This window comes from Sphingobacterium sp. B29 (assembly GCF_001952815.1).
Lineage (GTDB): Bacteria > Bacteroidota > Bacteroidia > Sphingobacteriales > Sphingobacteriaceae > Sphingobacterium > Sphingobacterium siyangense.
The window spans coordinates 3604551-3628324 of sequence record NZ_CP019158.1 but is presented as its reverse complement, the minus strand read 5'-3'; the positions used below and the strand labels follow the sequence as shown (position 1 = coordinate 3628324).

The following is a 23774-nucleotide window of genomic DNA, read 5'->3' as shown; positions in this document are numbered from 1 at the left end:
TCAATGCTGGGGGGTAACGTTTAGTGTAGGAAAGTCGTCTTGCAATAATCTATTTTATAAGCACCTTGCTCATTGACCAATTGAACTTCATTTTTTGTTCGGATGTCATTACCGTAATCAATAAATACGATAAATTTGCTTTCAGTTACTTTGTCGATTTTGACATCCTTGATATCCAATGCGTCGTCATTACCTCTTCCAAATAACCAGGTTTCCGCTGTATATAAGGGGTAGATTTTTTCCCATTTTGCCTTGTAAGCTGCCTCAGCTTTGGGTAGTTCTTCATCTGTGAGGTTGGAGGGCCCGTAAATTTCATTCGCATCTTTTAAAAAGGCTTGGAATCGCTTGGTACATAATGCGTCCTCTTTATCCAGATAGTAACAATATTTTCCAGATGCGGAACCTGTACATTGAAAAATTCCTTTCAACCAAGCTTCTGCTTGCTGATTCTCACCCACTGCCGTGTCTTGCTCCGCTGTCCTTGTGCTGTCTTTGAATGGTATTTGCTTTGCAGGATGATTTGCCGTAGCGCTTTTATGGTCTTGCGCTGAATTTGTACAGCTTGCTAACATGCAAAACAGCCCTATTGTTGTACATAAACTTTTCATTTTTTGATATCGTCTTAATATTGGAATAAAATTAGGATATAAATTGGATAACATGATCACGGATTACCACTATATTCAACAGAATATTCATCAAAAAATCTAATTTTCCATTCTTTTTGAAATAATGCAGCGGGCCGTAAGTCTACCATGTCGATTTAAGACGCAATGAATTTGCGTAGTTCAGGACTTCTAATCTTTTTTTACAACAATTATTTATTTTTATTACCTGTATATCAGATCTATATAATTTTATATGAGTTTTTCTTATTTCTTTTTATTGTTACGCAAATTCCCTGCGTATTAAACCAATGATATTTGTAATGTCAACAATGACAAACGTTCTTTGATGGAAATTATAGCGAAAAGCTTTAAGATATATACTTTATTATGAAGTATAAAAGAGCCTTTCTTCTTCAGATTGCATCCTGGTCACCTGTTTCAGTATAGCAGGTTAGTATTGTTCTCTATGAGTTTCAATATACTGATAAAACGAGAAGTTGAAAGGAAAGTGCTCGTGATAGAGGTTCGAATCCTCTCCTGTAAAAAAGGTAGCTCAAGGGTAGAGCAAAGCATTTAGTTGTGGGTCGTAGGTTCGATTCCTACTCTTGAGCAATCAGGATAGTTCAGTCTGGTTAGAATAACAACACAATCGTGTGGGTTCGAATCCCACTTCCATTTTCGGATGGAATAGCATAAGGGTATTGCATCGAACTGTCCATTCGGACATTCAAAGTTAAGACTTTCTTCAAAAAGGTCATTTGGTAGAAGCTTGCTATCTTTTATCCTGCTTATACGCTGTTTTCATGCGATTGAGCAATTGATTGATGGCCTGAGATTCCTAAGATGAGGTGTCTAGATTTATCATAAAAAGTCATGACAATAAGATGGGGTATTTGTTCATCGACTTTTGATTTTAAAAAAGGGTACCAGGACTTTCGAATCCCGCTTGAGGTCAAGGGATAAAAAATAGCAGGTTTTATAATAGAAATGAGGAAAATTTAAAAGAATATACAATGAAAAGAGTACAGCTAACCACAGACGAAATCGGATTGGTTGTTAAGAACAATGCGGTGATCCGTGTTTTGAAATCCGGTAACTACTGGTTGGGATTTGGTGAAAAACTGGAGAAGTACACGATTACTCATCCATTTCCTTCCAGTCGCAATGTCGATGTACTGTTGCAGTTGACAGGTTTTCGCGAATTGGTCGATATCGTTGAAGTGGGTGATACGGAGATCTGTCTTGTTTTTTTGAATGGTAATTTTGAAAAGACGTTAGCGTCTGGCAGGCATGTTTTTTGGAAGGAATTGCGCGAACGCAGATTTCAATTGGAAGACATTACGGAGATTGAGATCCCTGCATCTGTTAATCGTCAATTGCTGGAGAAGCAGAGCTTAGGCTATTATGTACGTCAATATAAGATTGAACCAAATGAGAAAGCGCTGCTTTTTGTAGACGGTGTGTTTGTGGATATTTTGAAGTCGGGAACGTATTGTTGGTGGAAGAATGCAAAAACCATAGCGATTTTAAAAGCTGATATGAGGGTCTTGACATTGGAAGTGGTAGGACAGGAGATCTTGTCCAAAGATAAGGCACAGATCAGAATCAATTTCACGCTGCAATATCAGATTGTGGATATTGTCAAAGCGCTATTGGATAATAAAGAATATGAAAAGCAATTGTATTCGTTGATGCAGTTGACCTTACGGTCCTATATTGGCCAGATGACTTTAGACGAGTTGATGGAGCGAAAGACTGAAATACAGGGCTATGTCTTAGAAAACACATTGCCACAAGTCGCGGGCTTGGGTATAACACTGTTGACCTGTGGTGTTAAAGATGTTATTTTACCAGGAGATGTGCGAGACATCATGAACCAGGTGTTGATTGCAGAGAAGAGGGCGCAGGCAAATAGCATCATGCGTCGTGAAGAGACTGCTTCAACACGGAGTTTGTTGAATACTGCGAAGCTGATGGAAGAAAACAGTATGTTGTTTAAATTGAAGGAAATGGAATATGTTGAAAAGATTGCTGAAAAGATCAATACGATTTCGGTTTCCGGAAATGGACAGATTGTTGATCAGCTCAAGCAATTGTTTGTGAAATAAAAGATTAATAAGTTGAAAGAGGTGCAGGTAGCAACGTAAAGAGATGTTGTTACCTGCTTTGGAGAAGTTGTATGGCTGCTCCATCAAAAAAGAAAGTAAAAAAATGGAAAATAAGAGAATAAATGGCAATGATTTAATTGCATTAGGATATAAAGAGAATCATACTTTGGGTGTTGCATTGAAAATCAACAGTAAAAGACACGGTTTTACGCGGGTAGAAATACTCGAAAAGTTCAAGGCTGTCTTGGAAGATCCAATCGGCTATTCAGAAGATGCTGTTTTCGGAATTTTGGCCCATGCCATACTTGGGCAAGAGGCTATTGATAAGACGTTAATTGCATTGAACGAGACTCCGGCGGAATATACGATTTATGGTGCGTCTGAGATCGAAACAGGGGCGAAAGCACAAATGAGTGTCGCCATGAAATTACCTGTTTCAGTTGCGGGAGCATTGATGCCAGATGCGCATCAAGGATATGGGTTGCCAATTGGTGGAGTACTGGCGACTAATAATGCGGTGATTCCTTATGGGGTCGGTGTCGATATTGGCTGTCGTATGGCTTTGTCGATCTTTGATTTGCCAGCCTCATTTTTGGAAGACAATTTAATGACCTTGAAAGACATTATTCTGCGTAATAGTAAGTTTGGTGCTGGCAATGGATATTTGAGACATGAACGTGTCGATCATGAGGTACTAGATAACAAGTTGTTTAGGGAAAACAGTTTGCTTTCTTCATTGAAGGATAAGGCCTGGACGCAATTGGGATCTTCGGGTGGGGGGAATCATTTTGTGGAGTTCGGTATAGTCGAATTTGAAGAAAGAGATGAGGTTTTGAACATTGATAGCGGAGCCTATTTAGGCTTATTGACCCATTCAGGTTCAAGAGGAATGGGCGCTACCATTGCTGCACATTATACAAAATTAGCCAAATCCTTGTGTAAGTTGCCTTACCAAGCGGAAAATCTGGCCTATCTGGACCTGGACAGCCATGAAGGGCAAGAATATTGGCTAGCGATGAATCTCGCCGGCGATTATGCATCAGCTTGCCATGAAGTGATCCATGAAAAGATTACGTTGGCTTTAGGGGCCGAATCGTTGGCGAAGGTTGAAAATCACCACAATTTTGCATGGAAGGAAACCTGGAATGGTCAAGAGGTTATTGTCCATCGAAAAGGTGCTACACCGGCTGCAAAAGGGGTAATGGGGATTATTCCAGGCTCCATGGCTACACCAGGATTTTTGGTTCGTGGAAAAGGGGAGTCGAATGCGATACAATCGGCATCTCATGGGGCAGGTCGACTGATGAGCCGTACGCAAGCGATTAAAACGCTATCTTCCCATGATCTCCATTCGATGCTTAAAGATAAAGGTATTATGTTGCTTGGGGCAGGGATGGATGAAGCGCCGATGGCCTATAAAGACATCCATACCGTAATGGCTTCACAAAAAGATCTTGTTGATGTCGTGGCAAAATTTTCGCCCAAGATAGTCCGTATGGCAGATGATGGGAGCAGGGAAGATTAAATCATGAAAAAAGCGTCTCAAATGTATTTGAGACGCTTTTTTATTATAATTTGATCATGTTTTGTTGATCAATGCGTGAGATTAAAGTGGTTTGGCTGTCGCCACTTCCTTATAGGTGTATACATTATAAGGATATAGTTTTTTTGCCAGCGCTTTCGCAATAAAACTGCTGATGAGTAGCGGTGCTAGTAATAAATAGCCTGAAGGAACAAGGCTTGCAATAATAAAGATTGCCGTAAATGGTGCGTGTATAGCCGCAGAAAGCATTGCTGCAGCACCAAAAAGAGCAAAATTTATAACCACCAATTGTGTGCCCAGGTAATGATTACAAAGCTGTGCAAACAAAACGCCTAACAATGCACCGGTAACAATACTTGGGGCAAAAACGCCGCCATCACCACCTGCACCTAAAGTCAAAGAGGCTACAAAAGGTTTTAAGAGAACAAGCAGAATCAGCGGAAGAAAGTACAGTAAATTAACAGAATCATGCAGACTGCTTTTTAGAATTTCTCCAAGACCATGATAGCTGTCGCCATACAGTGCCGGCAAGAAAAAGATAAACGTCCCAACGGTGATTGCGCCCAAATTGACACGGATAAAATTACTTTTTATGCCTGCAAAATAGGATTTTGCATAAATAACAATTTTAGTGAAATATAACGCTAAGATCCCGCCAATCAGTCCTAAAATAGCGACAAAAGGGATCGCCTGCCATCGCCATGCTTTTACTTCAAATGTAAATAAAGGACTTGCCTCAAGGTAATAAACAAATACGGACGCCACAGCCATTGAAGTTATTCCACTAATGAGTAAAGTCTTATTATATCTCCGTGCAATTACCTCAAAAGCGAAAAGAAAACCACCCAATGCGCTTCCAAACAACAGTGTGACTCCAGCAATTACGCCTGCGCAGATCAACTCGGTTTTGTAGGCCCAAGCCGGATGTAATCTCTTATACGCTTGGTTGCCTACTGTAGCTGTGGCAACAACTGTGGAGACTTCAACACCGGTTGAACCACCGAAAATTACAGTTAGAAAACCATTGATATAATGTGAAGGAATCTTAAAAAAAGGCAAATGGTCTTTTCTTGTTTCCAATGTTGTATAGATTTCTTTGATCCCTTTGTTTTTTCTGTTTTGAAAAGCGTATTTCCGTAAGAAATAAATAGCTGTAATACCGATGCTGGGTAGAATAATAAACAGTTTAGGATTCCAGGAAGATACTCTTTCAAACAATTCTTCCTGTACATAACCTGTGCTGTGCTTGAGGCTGTATGCCAATAAGCAACAAATGATACTAACGAGAGCTGAACTTCCAATTAATTTTAAATAGCTATATCGAACAACTTTTTTTCTGTATGTCGTATTGCCTTGCATAATGTTTTTCTTTAAATCGGCACAAAGGTAAGGGTTATTTAGTTTAAAATAAATGATAAATACCTTAAGACATACTTTTTGTTACGGTATACCGCTAATGGATACCTATATATATATCCACCTTTGCATCTTGTGGATTTTGGGCTTTTTCGCCATATATTTCGAAGTCTGCGGCATACGTTCTTGGTAAATCCGAACTCCATATCTTTTGCCAAGTTTCATAAACGATGCCATCTTCTAAACTTCCTTCCGCGGTAAAGTGTTGGTAATGATTTTCAGCGATATGAATACCATCCAAGTCTTCGGGTACTTCTTCAAGATTGCTTACTTTACAGCCCAAGAAAGTCGTATAAGGTAGGGTATGATCCTTTTCATATTCGGTATAGATACAGTAAAGTTCGTTGGATATCTTGTTGGGAATACGGCTTAATACATCTTCTTTAAAAAAGCGGGCCCAAAGTTCCGGAATGTCCTTAGCTGCCTGTCCATTTTGGTTGCTCGTACGGATGGCGAGGCCAATTATACTGAATGAAGGGATTGTTTGATTTTTCATGTCTTTTAGTTTTCCCCAAAGTTAGATCGGCAAATGACAGCTGTATGTCACGAACAAACAGCTAATGTTGTTTTTTCCAGATTTTATCTACTTGGGACAGGTATTCTGCCAAAGCAGCTGAACCATACCAAGGGTAAAATGAAGCTTCTAAGAGACCATTCTTTATCGCTGGATCGTTTTCTAAAATATGCTTTGCCGCATCAATAGAAGCCATGTTATTTAAGATAAAAAGCCCCCGGAAGTTATTGTCATTTTTCCCAAACGGGCCAGCAACAATCAGTTGCCCATTTTTTACGAGAAGATTGATATTTTCCATGTGACCTTTGAAACATTCATTAATAAATTGTTTGTCTGTTGTTTTATTCTCGCCAGTTTTCAGGAGGACAAAGATGTAGGATTTCATTCCATAATCATCGGCCCCTAATTTTTTTGCGAGTTCATGATCGTAATTTGGGTTCGCTACGGTCGTTGTCGGTACGATTTTAGTCGCATAAAAAGATCTGACTTTTCCCGATTTTCCTTCCACTGCAATATGAAGTCGGTTTGTAGCGACGCGTGTATATCGAATGAAATTAGGGAAATCATGGACCTCATTGACAAAAGAATAGGTACTATCCTGGTAATTTAGCTCAAAATTGACTTCTTTCCCATTGTTTTGTCCGATGACCAGTGCTGTATATATAATTTTATCCTTTATTTTGGTCAATTTTAGGTATTCGCTAACTATCTTTTGGCCATTTTTCAACGCATAGGAAAGGCCTTTTAATTCATGTTCGTTTATACGATCCCATTGTTCGTATTCCTCTTTATTGTCAACCTTCCACGTCCCTTCCAAGAAAGAAGGAAAAGATACTTGTGAAAAAAGGGGTTGAGCAGCTCCCAAGCAAAAGAGTAGGGTGGCGATTAAAATTGTTTTCATATAGGTTTTATATTTTGATGCTTAAGTGCTTTTATTTAAAGAAAAAGTATGGTACGAAAGCCCCGTGCCGCATAATAGGAGATCGCGCCATTATGATAGGTGAAAACTTGGTTGTAACGTCTGTCACCAAATAAGGCGCCACCAAGCTTACGAATACCCGCTGGAGTTTGTATCCAGCTGGAAGTTTTTAAATCAAATTCACCTAACATTTGGAGTTGGCGATATTGTTGTTCAGAAAGCAGCTCGGTCCCCATTTTTTTAGCTTCTTCGACAGCGCTTCCAATAGGCTTGTTTTCCTTCCTGTCATCTAAGGCTTTTTGGTCAAAACAGAGACTTCTTCTTCCTTTGGGACTTTCTTCTGTACAATCCACAAAAGCATACTGCTTTTTGTTTGGATCAATAATAACAAGGTCGGGCTCGCCACCGCTCTTTTCCATTTGGAACAAACTCCATAATTTTTGGGGGCTTTCAAGCAATTTATGCACTACTTCGTCCCAGCTGATCTGTGGGTGTCGTTTGGGGAATTTCTGAAACCTTTCTTTTAGCGTTTCAAGTAGCATTGACTGTTCCTCTTGTGTAAGCAAATTTTTCATAATGGTTGTCCTTGTGGTATTAAAATTACGTATTTAATTCAAAAGTAATGTAGCTTGATATTGCAAATGGATTAAATTCCTTATTTCAAAATTGAATTAAATTTATATTTTTACGTTCAATTTTTATATAAATATGGCTTCAGGAATATTTGCAATTCTAGATGATATTGCAGCGTTGATGGATGATGTGGCAGTAGCGAGTAAAATCGCAACAAAAAAAAACTGCTGGAATCTTAGGTGACGATTTAGCGGTTAATGCCGAGAAAGCGACTGGCTTTTTAGCTTCACGCGAGCTCCCGGTTTTATGGGCAATTACAAAGGGCTCACTGCTCAATAAGTTGATAATTGTACCAATAGCATTATTACTGAATGTCTTTTTTCCAATTGCCATCAAATATATTTTAATCTTGGGAGGCTTCTATCTTGCTTTTGAAGGTGTTGAGAAGATTATTGAATACCTGTTCTATCGCAAACATCCTACGGAGGAAACAAAAGTGGAGACTGTCGTTGCTGAAAACTCAGTTGCCGCTGAAAAAGCGAAGGTAAAATCGGCTATTACTACAGATTTTATTCTTTCTGTGGAAATCGTCATTATTGCTTTGGGAACGGTTCTGGGAAAAAGCTTATCCTTACAAATTATTACGGTTTCGGTTGTTGCTTTTCTAGCCACAGTCGGAGTCTATGGTATTGTAGCACTTATCGTTCGTATGGACGATGCAGGTTATAAATTAATTAAAACCTCCCGTGAAAAAGGTCCTGTTGCGAGCCTAGGTCGGTTTTTAGTCCGTGCGCTACCCTTTGTTATCAAATTATTGGCTGTTGTAGGTACATTTGCTTTAATTCTGGTTTCAGGCGGAATATTTGCGCATTATATTGATTTCTTACACCATGCGCTACCAACTCTGCCAGGAATGATAAAAGAGCTGTTATTTGGCCTAGGAGGAGGTATTATCGTGGTGATTTTATTTACGATCGGCAAAAAGCTGTTTAAAAGGAAAAAATAAACTCCTATTGATCTTTGATGATCGGCAAGCGTATAACAAAAAAGGCAGCAGGTATATCTGCTGCCTTTTTTGGTTTCTGGTTCTTAAATTGTGTCTGTTGCCTCTGCCGCGGCATCCATTTCTACACGTTCACCTTTTGTATTAATCAAAATTACATCGTCCGAATCCGCTAATGAGACAGAAGCTACACCATCACTGAAAGAGGTGGCCCCGCTGTATATAAACGGTATGGCCACTTTTCCCTGGCCATCTAAATAACCATATTTTCCATCTTTACTAGCAAGGAAAAGATTAGGTTCTTCTGTAACTGAAATCAAATCGTAGTCGGGAGCAACGATTTTATTGGTTTTTATTTCGGTAAGATTATACGTGTCGTTTTCAATACTGATGAAATGCGTTGAATTATTTTCAGAAATATAGCTATAGGTCGCCGGGACAATTATTTTGCCCGCCTGATTCAATATACCATATTTATTTTTCTGCTGAAATACGGCATAACCACCGTTAATGAACGATATCATATCATAATTTGCGGAAATTAAAATTTTGCCAGATTTATCCATGACCCCATATTTTTCGTTTAGTCCAAAAACCAGTTGTCCAAGGTGATCATCGTATCCTAAATAATCGTATTGGAAGGGAATGATTGGTTTACCGGCCAGATTAATGGCACCATATTTTTCATTTTTATATTGAACTATACTAATATCGCCAACAAATGGTGCGATGTATAGATATTGTGCTGGTACAATTGTTTTTTCTTCACCGTCTTGTACCCCTAGGAGATTAGTTGCAGCATCTTCAAATAAATACAGGTTTTCAGCAATCTGGTTGCTTTCTTCAGAATCTTCCTCGTCGTCATAAATGGATGCTACTTGCTCATAATCCTCAGGAACGATAAAATCTTTATCGTCCAGTTGGCTATCGGCGATGTTCTGGGCAATCATATCCATTCCAAGAGGTGTTGTTAACTGCAGCACCGCCCCGGGGATTTTTTTAAACAGATCAAATCCCTCCCAATAGGTGGCTGGCAATTTATCGCTATACCAGATCGATAAGGTGCTGTTTTCGTCATTATCTTCTGAAATAGGAATTTCGACCTGAGCTAGTTTGCAGGGATAACCGGCAATCATTTTCGTCTGGTTTGGGACGAATTTGATTGCATGTGGGCTGAGCGCATTTTCTTTAACGACGTATTTTGCCAGTCCTGGGTACAATATAATTGATTGCTCTTCATTTTTTTTAATGAGAAAGATTGACTCTTCGCCGTCTCCGGAAGCCGATATGACTTTTATTTTATCATTGTTAACATACGCTTCGTACACAGAAACTGGAGCTGCTTGTGCTTCTTCACTGGGATCGACAGCATACGTAATAGCATAGTTGATCTTGAATGCTTTATTGATCTGTGCAAACGACATTGTGCTGGCCGCTAAGATAGCTGCGAATGATAGGGATATTTTTTTCATCTTCTTAAACTTTGAATGACAAATATCCTGATTCAAAGTGGGGAGTTTTATCCCTGAAATCCGTTATTTAACGATAAATCAACATGTTTCAAATGAATACATTGATTTGGGGAGTTAGCTGAACGGTCTTCCCCATATTTAATCAATAACCAGCTGATATTTAAGTAGTAGGCCAGGCAGTTGTTCCGGGCCAAATTTACTTTTTTTCATACGATTGACCTCTGGATCTAGCTGGATATTGATCGAAGACCGAAAATCGCAGCCCTCGAGATTGCATTGTACAAAGCGGGCATTTAGCAAATTCGTTTTTTTAAACAGCACCTGTTGGAGGTTGGCCCGTTCAAAATCCACATGTTGCAAAGAGCATTGTTCAAACTGGAACTTCTTTATATTTCTTTCAAAAAAAGAGGAGTAATCCAGAACCGAGTTGCTGAAATTGGCATGAAAGGAAAATGAACTACATTCATTAAAGTGTATGCCGAGCATTTTGCAGTCATTAAAAACAACATGATCTAATTGTGTGCCCTTTAGACTGACATTGGAAAGATTACATGATTTAAATTCACAATTTGTGAATAGGAGATCTACGAGTTCTGCGTTCTGGAAATCACATTGCTCAAAGGTGCATTTGTAGAATTCCTGAACTTGCTTCAGTTCAGCTGTAAATGTTTGTTTAGAGATTGTTTTTTCGACAAGTTCTTCCATTCTGTATCGTGTTGGCATTGATTTTAGCGAAAATAAGGAATTCTGCCGAATGATTTTACTTTAAAATAAAGTCAAAGGCGCTATTTTCGCTTGCGAACAAAATACCTGATTTCAGGGATAAAAAGTGGGATTTTTTATGGCTATTTTTGGCGTAGCCATAAAACATACTTCTTGGGGTGCTGGGTGTAAGACTGAAGTATTGTAGAACTCTGGTAGGTTTTTATATAGTTGTTAAAGGGCACTGATCAGTGCCCTTTACTATTTTAGGTATTCCGATTCTCTATTTGCACAATGTTAGTTGTTCTTTAAATACTGACGCAGTACATATTGTAGAATACCGTCATTCTTAAAATACTCTATTTCAATGGCTGAATCGAGTCTTGCTTTCACTTGAAAATTGGTTACTGTTCCATTGTCATGTACCGCCTTTACCGAAAGAAGTTTATGGGGTGTTAAATCGGTCTCAAGTCCTGAGATGCTATAGACTTCTGTCCCATCTAGTCCTAATTTCTCTGCGTTTTCGTCATTGATAAATACAAGCGGTGCTACGCCCATACCGACAAGATTACTTCGGTGGATACGCTCGAAACTTTCAGCAATAACCGCACGCACGCCAAGGAGAAATGTTCCCTTTGCTGCCCAATCTCTGGAGGAACCCGAACCATACTCTTTTCCTGCCAGTACGATGAGCGCTGTGTTGTTTTTGCGATATTCCATTGCGGTTTCATACACCGTCTTCACCTCATTTGTGGGAAAGTAACGGCTAAATCCACCTTCACGATCGGTAATTTTGTTTTTAATACGCACATTGGCAAATGTTCCGCGCATCATGACTTCGTGGTTCCCACGTCTAGATCCATAAGAATTGAAATCTTCTTTACTTACCTGATGTGATCTGAGGTATTGTCCAGCTGCAGTTTCTTCTTTGAATGAACCAGCGGGTGAGATATGATCTGTTGTCACCGAGTCACCAAGATAAAGTAATACCCTTGCATTCTGAATATCCTGTATTGGATTAGGAATTGCTTGTAAATTTTCAAAAAATGGCGATTCTTTGATGTAGGTGGACGTATTGTCCCACTGGTAATTTTGATCAAGATTCACTTCAAGTTCTTGCCAGTCTGTCGACCCGTCGAAGATGACATCATAGACTTCTTGGAAATCCGATTGTTTGACACAGGCATTGACGGTTTCGATAATATCCTCGCGGCTTGGCCAAATATCTTTCAGATATACGGGCTGACCGTTAGGGTCGTAATCCAATGGTTCCTCCAGGAGATTAATATCCACTCTTCCGACCAGTGCATAGGCAACAACAAGCATTGGCGACATTAAGAAGTTCATTTTGACCTGTGGATGCACACGGGCCTCAAAATTTCGGTTACCGGATAATACCGAGGCAACAATCAATTCACCTTTTTCCACCGCTTCTGCTATTTGTGGCGGAAGAGGACCGGAGTTTCCAATACAGGAGGTACAACCGTAACCTACGGTATGAAAACGCAGGGCATCAAGATCAGCACTAAGTCCTGATCTTTCAAGGTATTGTGTAACGACTTTTGAGCCAGGGGCTAAAGAGGTCTTTACCCAGGATTTGGTGCGCAGTCCGCGCTCGATGGCGTTACGGGCCAATAATCCTGCACCGATCATGACAGTAGGGTTCGAAGTATTGGTACAGCTTGTTATAGCTGCGATCGCAATACTGCCATCACTGACAATATACTCCTTATGATTGTGTTTGATGCGAACGGCATGAATAGACTCTTGAATAACTTCATGCGGTGAATCATGTTCGACAGGTACTTTACCAAAGGTAAACTCTGTTCCTGAACCGCCGTCAGCAAGCCAGGCAGATTCCGATCGCTGCAAAACAGGGACATATTGTCGATGGTGTTCGCTGTCCAAAAGTTGTGAAAATGTGGTTTTTAAATCCTTCACTAGAATTTTATCCTGAGGCCTTTTGGGTCCAGATACAGTTGGTTCAAGGCTTGATAAATCGAATTCAACGACCGACGAATATTGAATTTCTTCCTTGCCAGTGCGCCAGAGTAAATTGCTTTTACAATAATCTTCAACGATTTTAATCTGCTCTGCACTACGATTGGTGCTATGCATGTATTCAAGGGTTCGGTCATCAATCGGAAAATAGGTAACCGTACAGCCAAATTCTGGGGACATATTGGAGATTGTCGCACGATCTGTCACCGAAAGGCTGTCCAATCCATCGCCAAATACTTCAACAAATTTACCCACAACACCTTTATCGCGAAGTATTTTTGTTATCGAAAGGACCATGTCTGTGGCGGTGCATGTCGCTGGTATCTTGCCCATAAGTTTAAGGCCGATAACTTCAGGACAGGTGAAAAAGATGGGTTGTCCAAGCATGGCTGCTTCAGCCTCAATGCCACCAACTCCCCAACCCAGTACACCAATACCATTGACCATTGGTGTATGCGAATCCGTCCCTACTAAGGTATCCGGAAAAAGCCAATTGTCGCGTTCAATTACTCCTTTGGCAAGATATTCCAAATTGACCTGATGGCAGATACCCATACCCGGAGGAACAACAGTGAAATTTTTCAATCCTTTCTGTGCCCATTTAAGGAGTTCATAACGCTCGCGGTTGCGTTCATATTCCAACTCGACATTCTTGTCATACGAGTAGTCTGTGCCAAAGTAGTCGACCTGAACGGAATGATCTATGACTAGATCCACAGGGATAGCGGGATTTATTTTTTGTCCATCCTTGCCATGACGGATGAATTCGGCACGTAGGGAAGCCATATCGACTACAGCAGGTACTCCGGTAAAATCCTGCATTAAAATTCTGGCCGGTTTGAAGGGTATATCTTTGTCAACAGGCTGTGGAGTCCAATGAATCAGGGTATTGACATGCTCGTCCGTGATACTGAATCCATCATGGTTACGCAATACATTTTCCAGTAGTATCCGGATGCTAAATGGCAGGTGCGTGATATTACCTTCAGGAAGATCTTTAATAGCACTATACTGGTAAACTTTTCCGTTAATTTCAATTTCTCGTATTGATTTCTCTTTGCTCATATTCATTTACTTATTTTCATACTATATAATACACATATCCCCGAATTTGTTTGTAATATCTTTTACACATATCTTTCGGCTTTTGTATTCCAAAACGGAATTTATGCCTATATCGGCGCTAAATAATGAATTAAAAAATAGGATAAAAAAAGATTGCTTTTTCTGATTTAGAGACAATCAAATTAGGATGCAAACGTTATGTTAATGTTTATGCTTAGAAACAGTGTTGTATGAGAAAAAGAGTAAATTATACTGTCCTTTTCTTGGTTAGTTTGTTGTTTTGCAGCCCATTTCCGGGTAAAGCAAGTACACGTTCTGTTGCCGAAGGGGAGGACAATGGCTGGACCGAAGGATATGATCTTAGTTTTAGGGACAGTAAAAACAATGTGTTGACCCTAAATCAACTCAAGGGGAAAGTTGTGGTTATTAATTTATGGGCGACATGGTGCCCACCTTGTCTTGCGGAGATGCCTTCATTGGATCAACTCTATAAGGATTTTAAAAGCAACGATAGTATTATTATTTTGTCTGTCGATATTGATGGAAATCTTAGCGCTTCGAGGAAATTTATGGCGAAAAGGAAATATAGTCTACCTGTCTATCAATTAAATTCGGCGTTGCCGAATGGATTGAGTACCACAAGCATACCCACAACAATTATTTTGGACAAGGCTGGTAAGCTGGTCATTAAGCATGTAGGTGGAATGAATTTTGGGTCGCAGAAATTCAGAAAATCCCTATTGGATTTAAGTAAGGAATAGATTTTGATGTTGGAGATTATATTAATATAATGGAAGATAATTTATGTTTCATTTAGCATTTATGGCATTTTCTTGCTAATTTTGCATGCTAATTGTATAAGGAGAAATTATCTATGCCGGTCAAACTTCCTAATAACCTTCCTGCCATTGAGCTGTTGAAAAAGGAGAATATATTTGTCATGAGTGATTTAAGAGCAAATGAGCAGGACATTAGACCGCTTCGCGTTTTAGTGCTGAACTTGATGCCGCTTAAAATTACGACAGAGACAGATTTTATTCGTTTGCTGTCAAATAATCCTTTGCAGGTGGAAATGGAATTTTTGCGACTTGAAACGCATGTGTCAAAGAACACTCCTGAAGAGCATTTGGAAATGTTTTATAAGAGCCTCACTGAGGTTAAGGAGAATTTCTACGACGGAATGATTATTACGGGGGCTCCAGTTGAAATGGTTGCTTTCGAGGAAGTGACCTACTGGGCAGAAATTCAGACCATCTTCGATTGGGCACGAACCCATGTAACATCAAGTTTGTATATCTGTTGGGCATCTCAAGCTGCATTGTATCATTTCTATGGTGTAGAGAAGAAGCCATTAGCGGAAAAGCTTTTTGGTGTATTTAAGCATACTACGTTAAACAAAAGACATCCGCTATTCCGTGGATTTGATGATGAGTTCTTTATACCGCACAGCCGCCATACGACCATTGAGAAGAATGATCTACTGGCGAAAGAGGGTTTAGAAATTCTTTCGGAATCGCCGGAAGCAGGTATTGCTATTGTTTCTTCACGAGGTGGACGAGAATTTTATTTGACGGGACATTCAGAATATGCTCCTTTTACATTGGACGAAGAGTATAAAAGAGACTTAGAAAAAGGGCAGGAGATTGCTATGCCTGCAAATTATTATGTCGATGACAATCCCGAAAATCGTCCTCTAGTGCGTTGGACAAGCCATGCGAACCTGCTTTTCAATAACTGGTTGAATTACTTCGTGTATCAAGAAACTCCTTTTGATCTGAAAGATGTGGTTTACTTAGGCGAAATCAAACAAGGATAATTTAATTCATTTCAAACAAAAACGGCTAAAAAAGCATTCTATTCATGTTAAGTGATTAAATATGAAAAAGACTGCTTTACTAGTTGGTTCTGTTCTTTCATTTTTTGTATTGAAAGCACAGGTTACGCAAGAAGAAAATCAAAAACTGAAAGAAGCGAATGGTACTTTATGGTATGCTAATCCGTGGGTCTGGATCGCTGGTATCGCTTTATTCTTCCTTATTTTTATCCTTATACTACGCAAATCAACCCGCAATAAAGCATAGACCCAGCTATGCTTCTTACTTTTGGTTGTCATTAGAACCATATTTGTTGCATCAACAATAGAAGAACTTTTCTTAAGTTTGTGTATAGCGATAAACAAACTAAATTTTTATATGAAGAAAAATCTACTTTTAGCAGCCTTGTTAGCCTGTGGCTCGTTGGCAAGCCATGCGCAAAACAATGCAATCAATGTGAGTTACATGGATAAGAGTATTCGTCCGCAAGATGACTTTTATAATTTTGTGAACGGGCAATGGATGAAAACGGTCAAAATACCTTCTGATAAAGCACGTTGGGGTTCTTTTGACGAATTGCGTGAAAATACCGATATTGCTACTTTGAAGGTTTTGCAAGAATCATTATCTGGACAGTTCCAAAAGGGTACAGACAATCAGAAGATAGGTGATTTGTATAAATCATTTGTGGATATGAAAACGCGCAATAAACTTGGTTTAGCGCCTGTTAAACCTTATCTCACTAAAATTGCAGCCGTTAAGAATTTCGATGATTTATATAAATATCTTGTTGAGGTAGCACCCATTGGTGGAAATCCTTTTTTTAGTGGCTATGTATATGCACATCTTAAAAATTCCGATGTTAATACGGTATACCTTGGTGGCGGAAGTCTAGGTTTAGGACGTTCATATTATCAAGTAAAAGACAAGAAGAACGAAGAAACCTTAACTGACTATTCAAATTATATTTCTGCACTTTATGCTAAATCGGGCCAAGTTACGAAGGATTTAAAAGGTCCAAAAATTGTTGCTTTTGAAAAGCAGATGGCCGCAAACCTTAAAACTGTTGAGCAATCACGTGATGCTAATGGTCGATATAATCCGATCGCTGTAGCAGATCTAAAAAAGATGGTGAAAAACGTGGATATTGCAAAGTACCTAAAGGATGTCGGTTTTAAGGCTGATACTGTGATTGTGCCGGAAATAAAGTATTATGAGAATTTGGATCGAGTTTTCAATCCTGAAAATCTACCGCTAATCAAAGAGATATTGACATTTCATATTTTAAATAATGCAGCGTCATATACTACACAGGAGCTTAATGATCTGTATTTTGACTTCTGGGGTCGTAAGTTAAAAGGACAAAAGGAGCAGCGTGCTTTAGATAAGCGTGGTGTGGAATTTGTCAATTCGATCGCAGGGGAGTTATTGGGAAAATTATATGTGAAAGAAAACTTCCCTCCGAAGGCCAAAGCTGAAGCTGAAGAACTTGTAAGCTATCTTGTTAAAGCTTTCGGGCAGCATATCAAGGGATTAACTTGGATGTCGGATGAAACGAAAGTAAAGGCATTGGACAAACTGGCTAAGTTTAAAGTTAAAATTGGCTATCCGGATAAATGGAAAGATTATAGCAAACTTGATGTTGGTACATCGTTGTATGAAAATGTATTGGCTTCGAGTAGATGGGCATTTTACCAAAATTTGGCGAAACAAGATAAGCCAGTAGACAAGTCAGAATGGGGGATGACTCCGCAGACTGTAAACGCTTATTATAGCCCATTGTTTAACGAGATTGTCTTTCCGGCAGCTATTCTCCAGCCGCCGTTCTATGATTATAAGGCTGATGCTGCAGTTAATTTTGGTGGTATCGGTGCGGTAATTGGTCATGAACTTTCGCATGGATTTGACGACCAGGGTGCGAAATACGATGGAAACGGAAACCTGAACAACTGGTGGAGCGACAGTGATAAGGCGAAATTTGAAGCAGCGGCTGATGCTTTGGTACGTCAATTTGAATCCTATGAACCTGTACCAGGCGTTTTTGTGAACGGTCGCTTTACATTAGGGGAGAATATAGGGGATTTGGGAGGCTCATCAGTTGCTTTTGATGCATTGCAACTCTATCTGAAAGATAAGGGAAATCCTGGATTAATAGATGGTTTTACGCAGGACCAGCGCTTTTTCCTTTCCTGGGCTACCATATGGAGAACGAAGACAACAGACGAGTTTGTGGTCAATCAAGTGAAAACTGATCCGCATTCTCCGGCACAGTACCGTGCTTTTGCGCCGATCATTAACCTGGATGCTTTCCATAAAGCTTGGGATACAAAGAACGGCGACAAAATGTTTGTTCCAGTCGATAAGCGTATCAAAATTTGGTAGGTTTCGGCTATAGGTAATGAAAAGCGGGTGTATTTAAAATTAAATACACCCGTTTTTTGTTTATTTAGTTTATACTATTTCATCCATTTCAGAACCAAATAGAACCCGATTGCCGTTGCAGATAAAGTCAATGCAGTTGCCCACCATAGTGTTGTAAAACCAAAGGAGTCAACTATGCTTGTCCCTAAAAGTGGTGAAAATATATTTGCAGCTGAAAAAGCAAGGGAATTGAAGCCCATGTATGCTCCTTGTGTTTTGGGTGTCGAGCGGTTAACGGAGACCGTTGCCATAAAGGGTAATGTCAGCATTTCGCCGAGACCAAAAATAAAGAATGTGAAATATAACCAACCCAGCCCGCCTGTAAAATTTAGCATGGCATAAGAGCTGGCACATAAAAATGTTCCAAAGACGAGCGTGCTAATTAACGAGAATCTTTTTTCAGCGATATGGACGATAAACATCTCCAGCAATACGATAACGAAACCACTCCAACCGAGTAGAAATCCGATTTGGTGGTCGTTCAAATGGTGGACTTCACGGTAAAAGATAGGTAAAGTGGTAATCAGTTGAAAGAAACAAAATGAGAAAATACAACAAAAGATATTGAATAAGACAAAGGGCAGGTCTGTATAAGGATTTCGTCCTTTTTGAGGTAATTCGTTTTCGGAGATAATCTCTTTTTTTGATTTGATATCGCTTCTTTTTTGTCGTTTATGAAAAAAGACAAAGAAAATGACTGCAGCGCAAAGGACGGCAAAAGAATTTCCATAAAAGATCCAATTGAATGAGATGGTGGCCAAAAAGCAGCAACCGCTGGGCCGATTGAAAATCCCAAATTTATGGCTAGGCGATTCAATGAAAAAGCACGCGTGATATTTTCTGGTTTAGCGTAACTCGCCACTGACACCGAGTTTGCAGGTCTAAAGGCGTCAAAGATTAAGCTTAACGTAAAAATCATGATGGATAACGACTGCACCTCTTTGAAATGTGGAATCAGTAAGAATAAAGGAGCAGCCAATACGAGACTTCCGAACTGAACCTTGAAACTACCAATCCGATCAGTCAGCCAGCCACCGATATAGGAACCACAAACGGAGCCGAATCCATAACTCATCAATACCACACCGACCTGTTTAATGTCAAAATGTAGAACCTGGGTCATGTAGAGACCAAGAAAGGGAATCACCATACTTCCCATTCTATTGATGAGCATAACTATGGCAAGTAGCCATGCGGCTTGAGACAGTCCCTTAAAGGAGTCGAGGTATATCGATAAAATTCTTTTCATTGAATGATGAATCAGCTTGTATAGATCGTATAAGTTTTTTAATTCATACGTCTTCTTGTAGTATTGGTAAAAAAAATGCCAAATTGATTAGTCAACTTGGCATTTATTAAAATTAGATCACATTATGCCAACATGGACTCCGGAATTGAAGGATTGACTTGATAGGTACTTGCGACCATTTGTTTCTTCTCAGACCCCGGTTCCATAATAAAGTCAATTCGTCCCAGATTAATCCCGGCAAAACCGACTTGATTCACAACGGTCTTCGTTCCTTTTAAATTGGTAACCAGTGTTGGTTCATTTAAGAAGGTGTGAGTATGGCCGCCGATAATTAGGTCAATATCTGAGGTTTTAGCGGCAAGGATTAGATCTGACACTTTATCGTTTTCATATTGATAGCCCAAATGCGATAAACAGATGACCAAGTCACATTTGTGTTTTTCCTTCAATATGCGGACCACCTTGTCGGATACTTCAATAGGATCCAAATATTTCATTCCCTTGAAGTTATTGGGGTCAACCAATCCTTCAATATCTACTCCTAGTCCAAACACGCCTATTTTTATTCCACCTTTATGGAATATGGTATAATCCTGGGTTTTCCCCTCCAATACAGTTCCTTTGAAGTCGTAATTGGCCGTTAAGAACGGAAATTTAGCGTGATCCAGATACTTTACAAGGCCGTTAAGACCATTGTCAAATTCATGATTTCCGAATGTTCCCGCATCATAACCCAGCTTTGTCATGAGATCAAGTTCAAGTTTTCCTCCAAAAAGATTAAAATAGGGGGTACCTTGAAACATATCGCCTGCATCTAGTAATAGAAGATGTTCTTCTTCTTTGCGGATTTTATTGATAAGTGTACTTCTGCGCGCAACACCAGCCAATCCCTGATATTTACCGCCGTCCATTGGAAACGGTTCAATACGGCTATGAACATCGTTGGTATGTAAAATTGTAAGTTTTACCTTTTTGCTTTTCGCGTCGACTTGAAAAGGAAGTGATCCCAAAGCAACTGCAGCAGAAAATCCCCCAACTTGCTTGATAAATGATCTTCGGTTAATTGATTTTAATTCTTCCATCTAATTCTGCATTTACTTTTTTGCCTTCTTTCGTTAATTCACTCACATATTCAATCAAACCTTCACGCATACGTTGCGGATAATCTGCCCGCGATACAGGTTGTGTCAACAGGGTAAGGTTGTCACCACCATTGGCAAGATAATCATAGGTCACTAGTTTATATAACTTATCGTCTTCAATAGCTTGACCTTTGATCTTGATGTCCTGAACTTTGTTGCCTGTAATTTTCAAAGTCATTCCAGCAATAGGTTGACCATGTGTTGTTGCGATATAGTCAGCAAGCTGACGAATCTGACTACCCTTTAGTTCGAGTATAGTCAACGTGTTCTCAAAGGGCATAACCTCGAAAATATGTCCTACGGTAATATCTCCTGCTTTAAGGTCATTTCGAATCCCACCCTTTGTTGCGAAAGCTAAATCCGCAGGGTTATGGGCATTATGTTCACTCATCCACAACAAGGCTTCACAAAAAAAAGTTGCCCATTAATGTTTCCGCTGTTTTCTCTTTTGTCAATGCTTTGTCCGCATGTCCAATCACACGGTTCATTTCCGCTTCCATTTTGTGCTTGAAGGGCTCGTAGATTGATACGACTGCAGGATCAGCTTGCATATCGCTATTGATATGATATTGTTGGAAATCTTTTTGCGTTGGATGGAGCTGTTTTGTACAACCTGTAACCATCAAAAGCGAAGCGACACCAAGGCTACCAATAAAGGCAATTTGCTTCGATATATTCATTCTTTTTAATTTAACCAAATACTTTGCAAAGTTAGCCAATTATATATGAACAAATCTTATCCAATGTTAGCTAATTTTTAAAAACAACAAAAGCTTAACATTGTTACACATTAAGCTTTGTCCATATAATTAGAAAAATAACAACCTAGTGAACTAATTCCGTGTCAGGAATAGTATTGGCATCCATTTGGCGATCTGCTGATTTCAAGTTCTCCAGCTTATTACCTTGTTGGATGATCTTTTTCCTTTTGCTGCGCGACGACAGTTTGGTGCGATACGCTTTCCAGTTCATCAACAAGACTGAAAATAGAATAACGGCTAAACCGACAATTTGCAAGGAGGTTACCGCGTGCGAAGTGAAAAAATGACTTAAAATAAGTGCAATAATTGGGTTCACATACGCATAGGTACTTACTTCCATTGCTGGACGCACCTGCAATAACCAAATATAAGAGCTAAAAGCAAGAATTGAGCCAAATGTAATTAAATACCCCAAATTGAACCAATCTACAGGCGCCACACTACGCAGTGTAAATGACGCATATTCGCCGGTAAAAAGCGCCGTGATATTAAAGAGTACACCCGCGGTAACCATTTGCCACGCGGTCTTCACCATAACATGTAGATCCTCTTTTTCTTCTTTCTCAGATTTTTTAAAATACTTGGAAATCAATGAACCTACAGTCCAAGCGATAGAACCCAATACTAAAATCGATAAGGCAATCACCTTAAGGGTGCCATCTGTATTGTCATTGGTCGCCATGATCTGTTCAGCAAATAGCATCACAACACCACAGAAACCTAATGCTACACCAGCAACTGTGCTAATGCTGCTAAAGTTTTCTTTCCATTTTGGTTTGTCCAATAATATAAACCAGATTGCAGCAGCAGCAGCAATAATAGCGGCAACACCACCAGATACATATTGCTCGGCCCAAATAACCCCTGCCATATCGACAAAGAGCAATAAAAAACCTACGATTGCGGCCTCCTGAATAGAACGCTTGTTAAATAATTTATATCCTTTTATGGCGCAATATGTCATTAGGATTGCACTGGCTGCAACAAATCGAAACGAACCCAAAATAAATGGGGGGAAACTATGCAATGCTTTTTCTATAAAGAAAAAGGTAGAGCCCCATACCACATAAATAATGAAATAAGCAACAACAACCATTACTGGGCTAGCTGCCTTTTTTTGTCCTTGCAACATAATTAAACCTCCTTTCTATTACTCAGGTATCACAACCTGCTGATCTTCCTTGACTGTCTGAAGTACAATTGTTGTTCGCGTTGAAATAATACCTTCAACTTTACTTAAGGTATTTCGCATGAGATCCACTAAACCTGTAGAATCTGCAGTTCTTACTTTAATAAGGTAACCATCATCACCTGCAATGTCATGTACTTCTTGAACTTCAGGGATTTCGGCAAGTGCCAACCCTACACCCTGTTCGCCAATAATATCATTGGCTTTGATAAAAATAAACGATAAAAGTTTCTGATCGACCGCGGCAGGATTGATCTTGGCACTATATTTTAAAATCACATCTTTTTGCTCAAGCTTCTTTACGCGCTCGAGAATTGCTGATGGTGCCATGCCTAACTCTCTTGCGATATCGGCATTGTTGATCCGTCCATTATCCTGCATTAAGCGCAAGATTTTATAGTCGACTTGGTCTAAATTATATTCTACTTTTGTCATTTCGACTGCAAAGGTAGGTAAAAAAGTATAATATTCAAAATTATTTGTACAATTCTGAATATTATTCTGATAAAGCGGAACGATATGTGAATTTTATTCGAATTCATTGTAAAGAAATCATAACCATCTGGGTTATGGTGCTGAAAGTAAGTATATTGCTTTTTAGGTTGCCTAGCGATATAATTCAACAATTATACCTTTTTCTTAATTTCAGAATAATATTTCTTGTAGACAGGATGACCCCCAATCCAATCAGACAACCTAAACAGACACAGCCAAAGCGATCCAAGGCAGCGAAGTAGGAGCGGCTTTGCTGTTCATGAAGGTAGACGATAATTAGTGCGACCATAGATGTTCGCGCCACAGCCATGATGTTGAGTAGCTTACATGTGATCAACGACGCGACAATGCCAATAATCATGGCGTACAGTTGTGAAATAGGTACAAAATATAAACTAAGCCCGATTGCCGAACCTATAAAATTGGATTTAGCGCGATCGATAGCTATTTTTTTTGATTCATTCTCTTGCGGCGAAATGACCAGGATAATCGATATGAGTGTCCAAGAAACAGAATACTGGGGAAAGGATACAAAGAGTGGGTAGCCTATAAGGAAGCCAATCAATACCCGAATGGTGTATATAATAAAATCAGAATGAAGCGTATAGCGAAGGAATAGATTACGCATATAAGGAAGATATCAATCGTTAACTAAATGATGTAGCGCCACAAAAATACACGCATTGTTTGAAGGAACGAAATAAAATTGACTTTTGTGGTAAATTACCCTGTTTTGCGTTTTTATGCGTTTTTTGTTTTTGATTTGTGCGTTTCTTGCA

Annotated in this window: 22 protein-coding genes, 1 tRNA gene and 1 pseudogene; 8 read left to right on the top strand and 16 right to left on the bottom strand. The window is 39.4% G+C overall.

Translation table 11 applies throughout. The features are described from left to right. Positions 1–20: 20 nt before the first annotated feature. The gene (locus tag BV902_RS15310; protein WP_237241671.1) at positions 21–608 is read right to left on the bottom strand and encodes a hypothetical protein; all 588 of its coding nucleotides are present in this window, start codon (positions 606–608) and stop codon (positions 21–23) included. A gap of 542 nt (positions 609–1150) precedes the next feature. Here BV902_RS15310 and BV902_RS15305 point away from each other — a divergent pair. From BV902_RS15305 to BV902_RS15295, 3 genes are all read left to right on the top strand, one after another. Further along, positions 1151–1216 (top strand) — tRNA-OTHER (locus tag BV902_RS15305). A gap of 405 nt (positions 1217–1621) precedes the next feature. Beyond that, entirely contained in the window at positions 1622–2716 is a 1095-nt protein-coding gene (locus BV902_RS15300; RefSeq protein ID WP_075992678.1) for a slipin family protein, read from the top strand. Positions 2717–2819: 103 nt separating this feature from the next. After that, entirely contained in the window at positions 2820–4241 is a 1422-nt protein-coding gene (locus tag BV902_RS15295; protein WP_075994809.1) for an RtcB family protein, read from the top strand. Positions 4242–4322: 81 nt separating this feature from the next. Here the strand turns inward: BV902_RS15295 and BV902_RS15290 are convergent, their stop codons facing one another. The 4 genes from BV902_RS15290 to BV902_RS15275 all read right to left on the bottom strand — a co-directional run bounded on the left by BV902_RS15290 (position 4323) and on the right by BV902_RS15275 (position 7683). Beyond that, the gene (locus BV902_RS15290; RefSeq protein ID WP_075992677.1) at positions 4323–5618 is read right to left on the bottom strand and encodes a chloride channel protein; all 1296 of its coding nucleotides are present in this window, start codon (positions 5616–5618) and stop codon (positions 4323–4325) included. A gap of 94 nt (positions 5619–5712) precedes the next feature. Then, positions 5713–6171, bottom strand: coding sequence for a GyrI-like domain-containing protein (locus tag BV902_RS15285; protein WP_075992676.1), 459 nt, complete (start codon positions 6169–6171; stop codon positions 5713–5715). Positions 6172–6232: 61 nt separating this feature from the next. After that, positions 6233–7090, bottom strand: a complete 858-nt coding sequence (locus BV902_RS15280; protein ID WP_075992675.1) for a DUF6265 family protein — start codon at positions 7088–7090, stop codon at positions 6233–6235. Positions 7091–7125: 35 nt separating this feature from the next. Beyond that, entirely contained in the window at positions 7126–7683 is a 558-nt protein-coding gene (locus BV902_RS15275) for a DUF4256 domain-containing protein (RefSeq protein WP_075992674.1), read from the bottom strand. A gap of 230 nt (positions 7684–7913) precedes the next feature. Between BV902_RS15275 and BV902_RS15270 the strand changes: the two genes are divergently transcribed. After that, positions 7914–8687, top strand: a complete 774-nt coding sequence (locus BV902_RS15270) for a DUF808 family protein (RefSeq protein WP_237242169.1) — start codon at positions 7914–7916, stop codon at positions 8685–8687. An 83-nt stretch (positions 8688–8770) separates the two neighbouring features. On the opposite strand, the gene BV902_RS15265 is transcribed toward BV902_RS15270, so the two are convergent. From BV902_RS15265 to acnA, 3 genes are all read right to left on the bottom strand, one after another. After that, the gene (locus tag BV902_RS15265) at positions 8771–10156 is read right to left on the bottom strand and encodes a WG repeat-containing protein (RefSeq protein WP_075992673.1); all 1386 of its coding nucleotides are present in this window, start codon (positions 10154–10156) and stop codon (positions 8771–8773) included. A gap of 138 nt (positions 10157–10294) precedes the next feature. Beyond that, positions 10295–10879 (bottom strand): pentapeptide repeat-containing protein, encoded by a 585-nt coding sequence (locus tag BV902_RS15260; RefSeq protein WP_083663636.1) that lies wholly within the window; start codon positions 10877–10879, stop codon positions 10295–10297. A gap of 276 nt (positions 10880–11155) precedes the next feature. Next, positions 11156–13924 (bottom strand): aconitate hydratase AcnA, encoded by a 2769-nt coding sequence (gene acnA, locus BV902_RS15255; RefSeq protein ID WP_237241669.1) that lies wholly within the window; start codon positions 13922–13924, stop codon positions 11156–11158. 230 nt (positions 13925–14154) lie between these two features. Here acnA and BV902_RS15250 point away from each other — a divergent pair, with 230 nt between their 5' ends. The 4 genes from BV902_RS15250 to BV902_RS15235 all read left to right on the top strand — a co-directional run bounded on the left by BV902_RS15250 (position 14155) and on the right by BV902_RS15235 (position 18120). Continuing rightward, positions 14155–14685: a TlpA family protein disulfide reductase gene (locus tag BV902_RS15250; protein WP_075992670.1), complete on the top strand. Its 531-nt coding sequence runs from the start codon at positions 14155–14157 to the stop codon at positions 14683–14685. A gap of 113 nt (positions 14686–14798) precedes the next feature. Continuing rightward, entirely contained in the window at positions 14799–15740 is a 942-nt protein-coding gene (metA, locus tag BV902_RS15245; protein ID WP_075992669.1) for a homoserine O-acetyltransferase MetA, read from the top strand. Positions 15741–15801: 61 nt separating this feature from the next. Next, positions 15802–16005, top strand: coding sequence for a hypothetical protein (locus BV902_RS15240; protein WP_075992668.1), 204 nt, complete (start codon positions 15802–15804; stop codon positions 16003–16005). Positions 16006–16116: 111 nt separating this feature from the next. Beyond that, complete coding sequence (locus BV902_RS15235; protein ID WP_075992667.1) at positions 16117–18120, top strand: M13 family metallopeptidase; 2004 nt, start codon at positions 16117–16119, stop codon at positions 18118–18120. A 74-nt stretch (positions 18121–18194) separates the two neighbouring features. On the opposite strand, the gene BV902_RS28130 is transcribed toward BV902_RS15235, so the two are convergent. From BV902_RS28130 to BV902_RS15205, 8 genes and pseudogenes are all read right to left on the bottom strand, one after another. Continuing rightward, a complete protein-coding gene (locus BV902_RS28130; RefSeq protein ID WP_335682282.1) occupies positions 18195–18896 on the bottom strand; it encodes an MFS transporter in 702 nt (233 codons plus the stop codon). Beyond that, positions 18800–19282 (bottom strand): annotated as a pseudogene (locus BV902_RS28125) (MFS transporter); the annotation flags it as partial. The pseudogene BV902_RS28125 and the gene BV902_RS28130, both read right to left, overlap by 97 nt. 248 nt (positions 19283–19530) lie before the next feature. Next, complete coding sequence (locus tag BV902_RS15225; RefSeq protein WP_075992666.1) at positions 19531–20490, bottom strand: bifunctional metallophosphatase/5'-nucleotidase; 960 nt, start codon at positions 20488–20490, stop codon at positions 19531–19533. Continuing rightward, a complete protein-coding gene (locus BV902_RS15220) occupies positions 20468–20941 on the bottom strand; it encodes a 5'-nucleotidase C-terminal domain-containing protein (protein ID WP_237241664.1) in 474 nt (157 codons plus the stop codon). The genes BV902_RS15225 and BV902_RS15220 overlap by 23 nt, the downstream gene beginning before the upstream one ends. Positions 20942–20954: 13 nt before the next feature. Further along, on the bottom strand, positions 20955–21230 hold the full coding sequence (locus tag BV902_RS28120; RefSeq protein ID WP_237241661.1) for a hypothetical protein: 276 nt from the start codon (positions 21228–21230) through the stop codon (positions 20955–20957). A 145-nt stretch (positions 21231–21375) separates the two neighbouring features. Further along, positions 21376–22443 (bottom strand): EamA family transporter, encoded by a 1068-nt coding sequence (locus BV902_RS15215; RefSeq protein WP_075992665.1) that lies wholly within the window; start codon positions 22441–22443, stop codon positions 21376–21378. Positions 22444–22461: 18 nt separating this feature from the next. After that, positions 22462–22935, bottom strand: coding sequence for an Lrp/AsnC family transcriptional regulator (locus BV902_RS15210; protein ID WP_046673335.1), 474 nt, complete (start codon positions 22933–22935; stop codon positions 22462–22464). Positions 22936–23119: 184 nt separating this feature from the next. After that, the gene (locus tag BV902_RS15205; protein ID WP_075992664.1) at positions 23120–23623 is read right to left on the bottom strand and encodes an FUSC family protein; all 504 of its coding nucleotides are present in this window, start codon (positions 23621–23623) and stop codon (positions 23120–23122) included. Positions 23624–23774 lie beyond the last annotated feature (151 nt).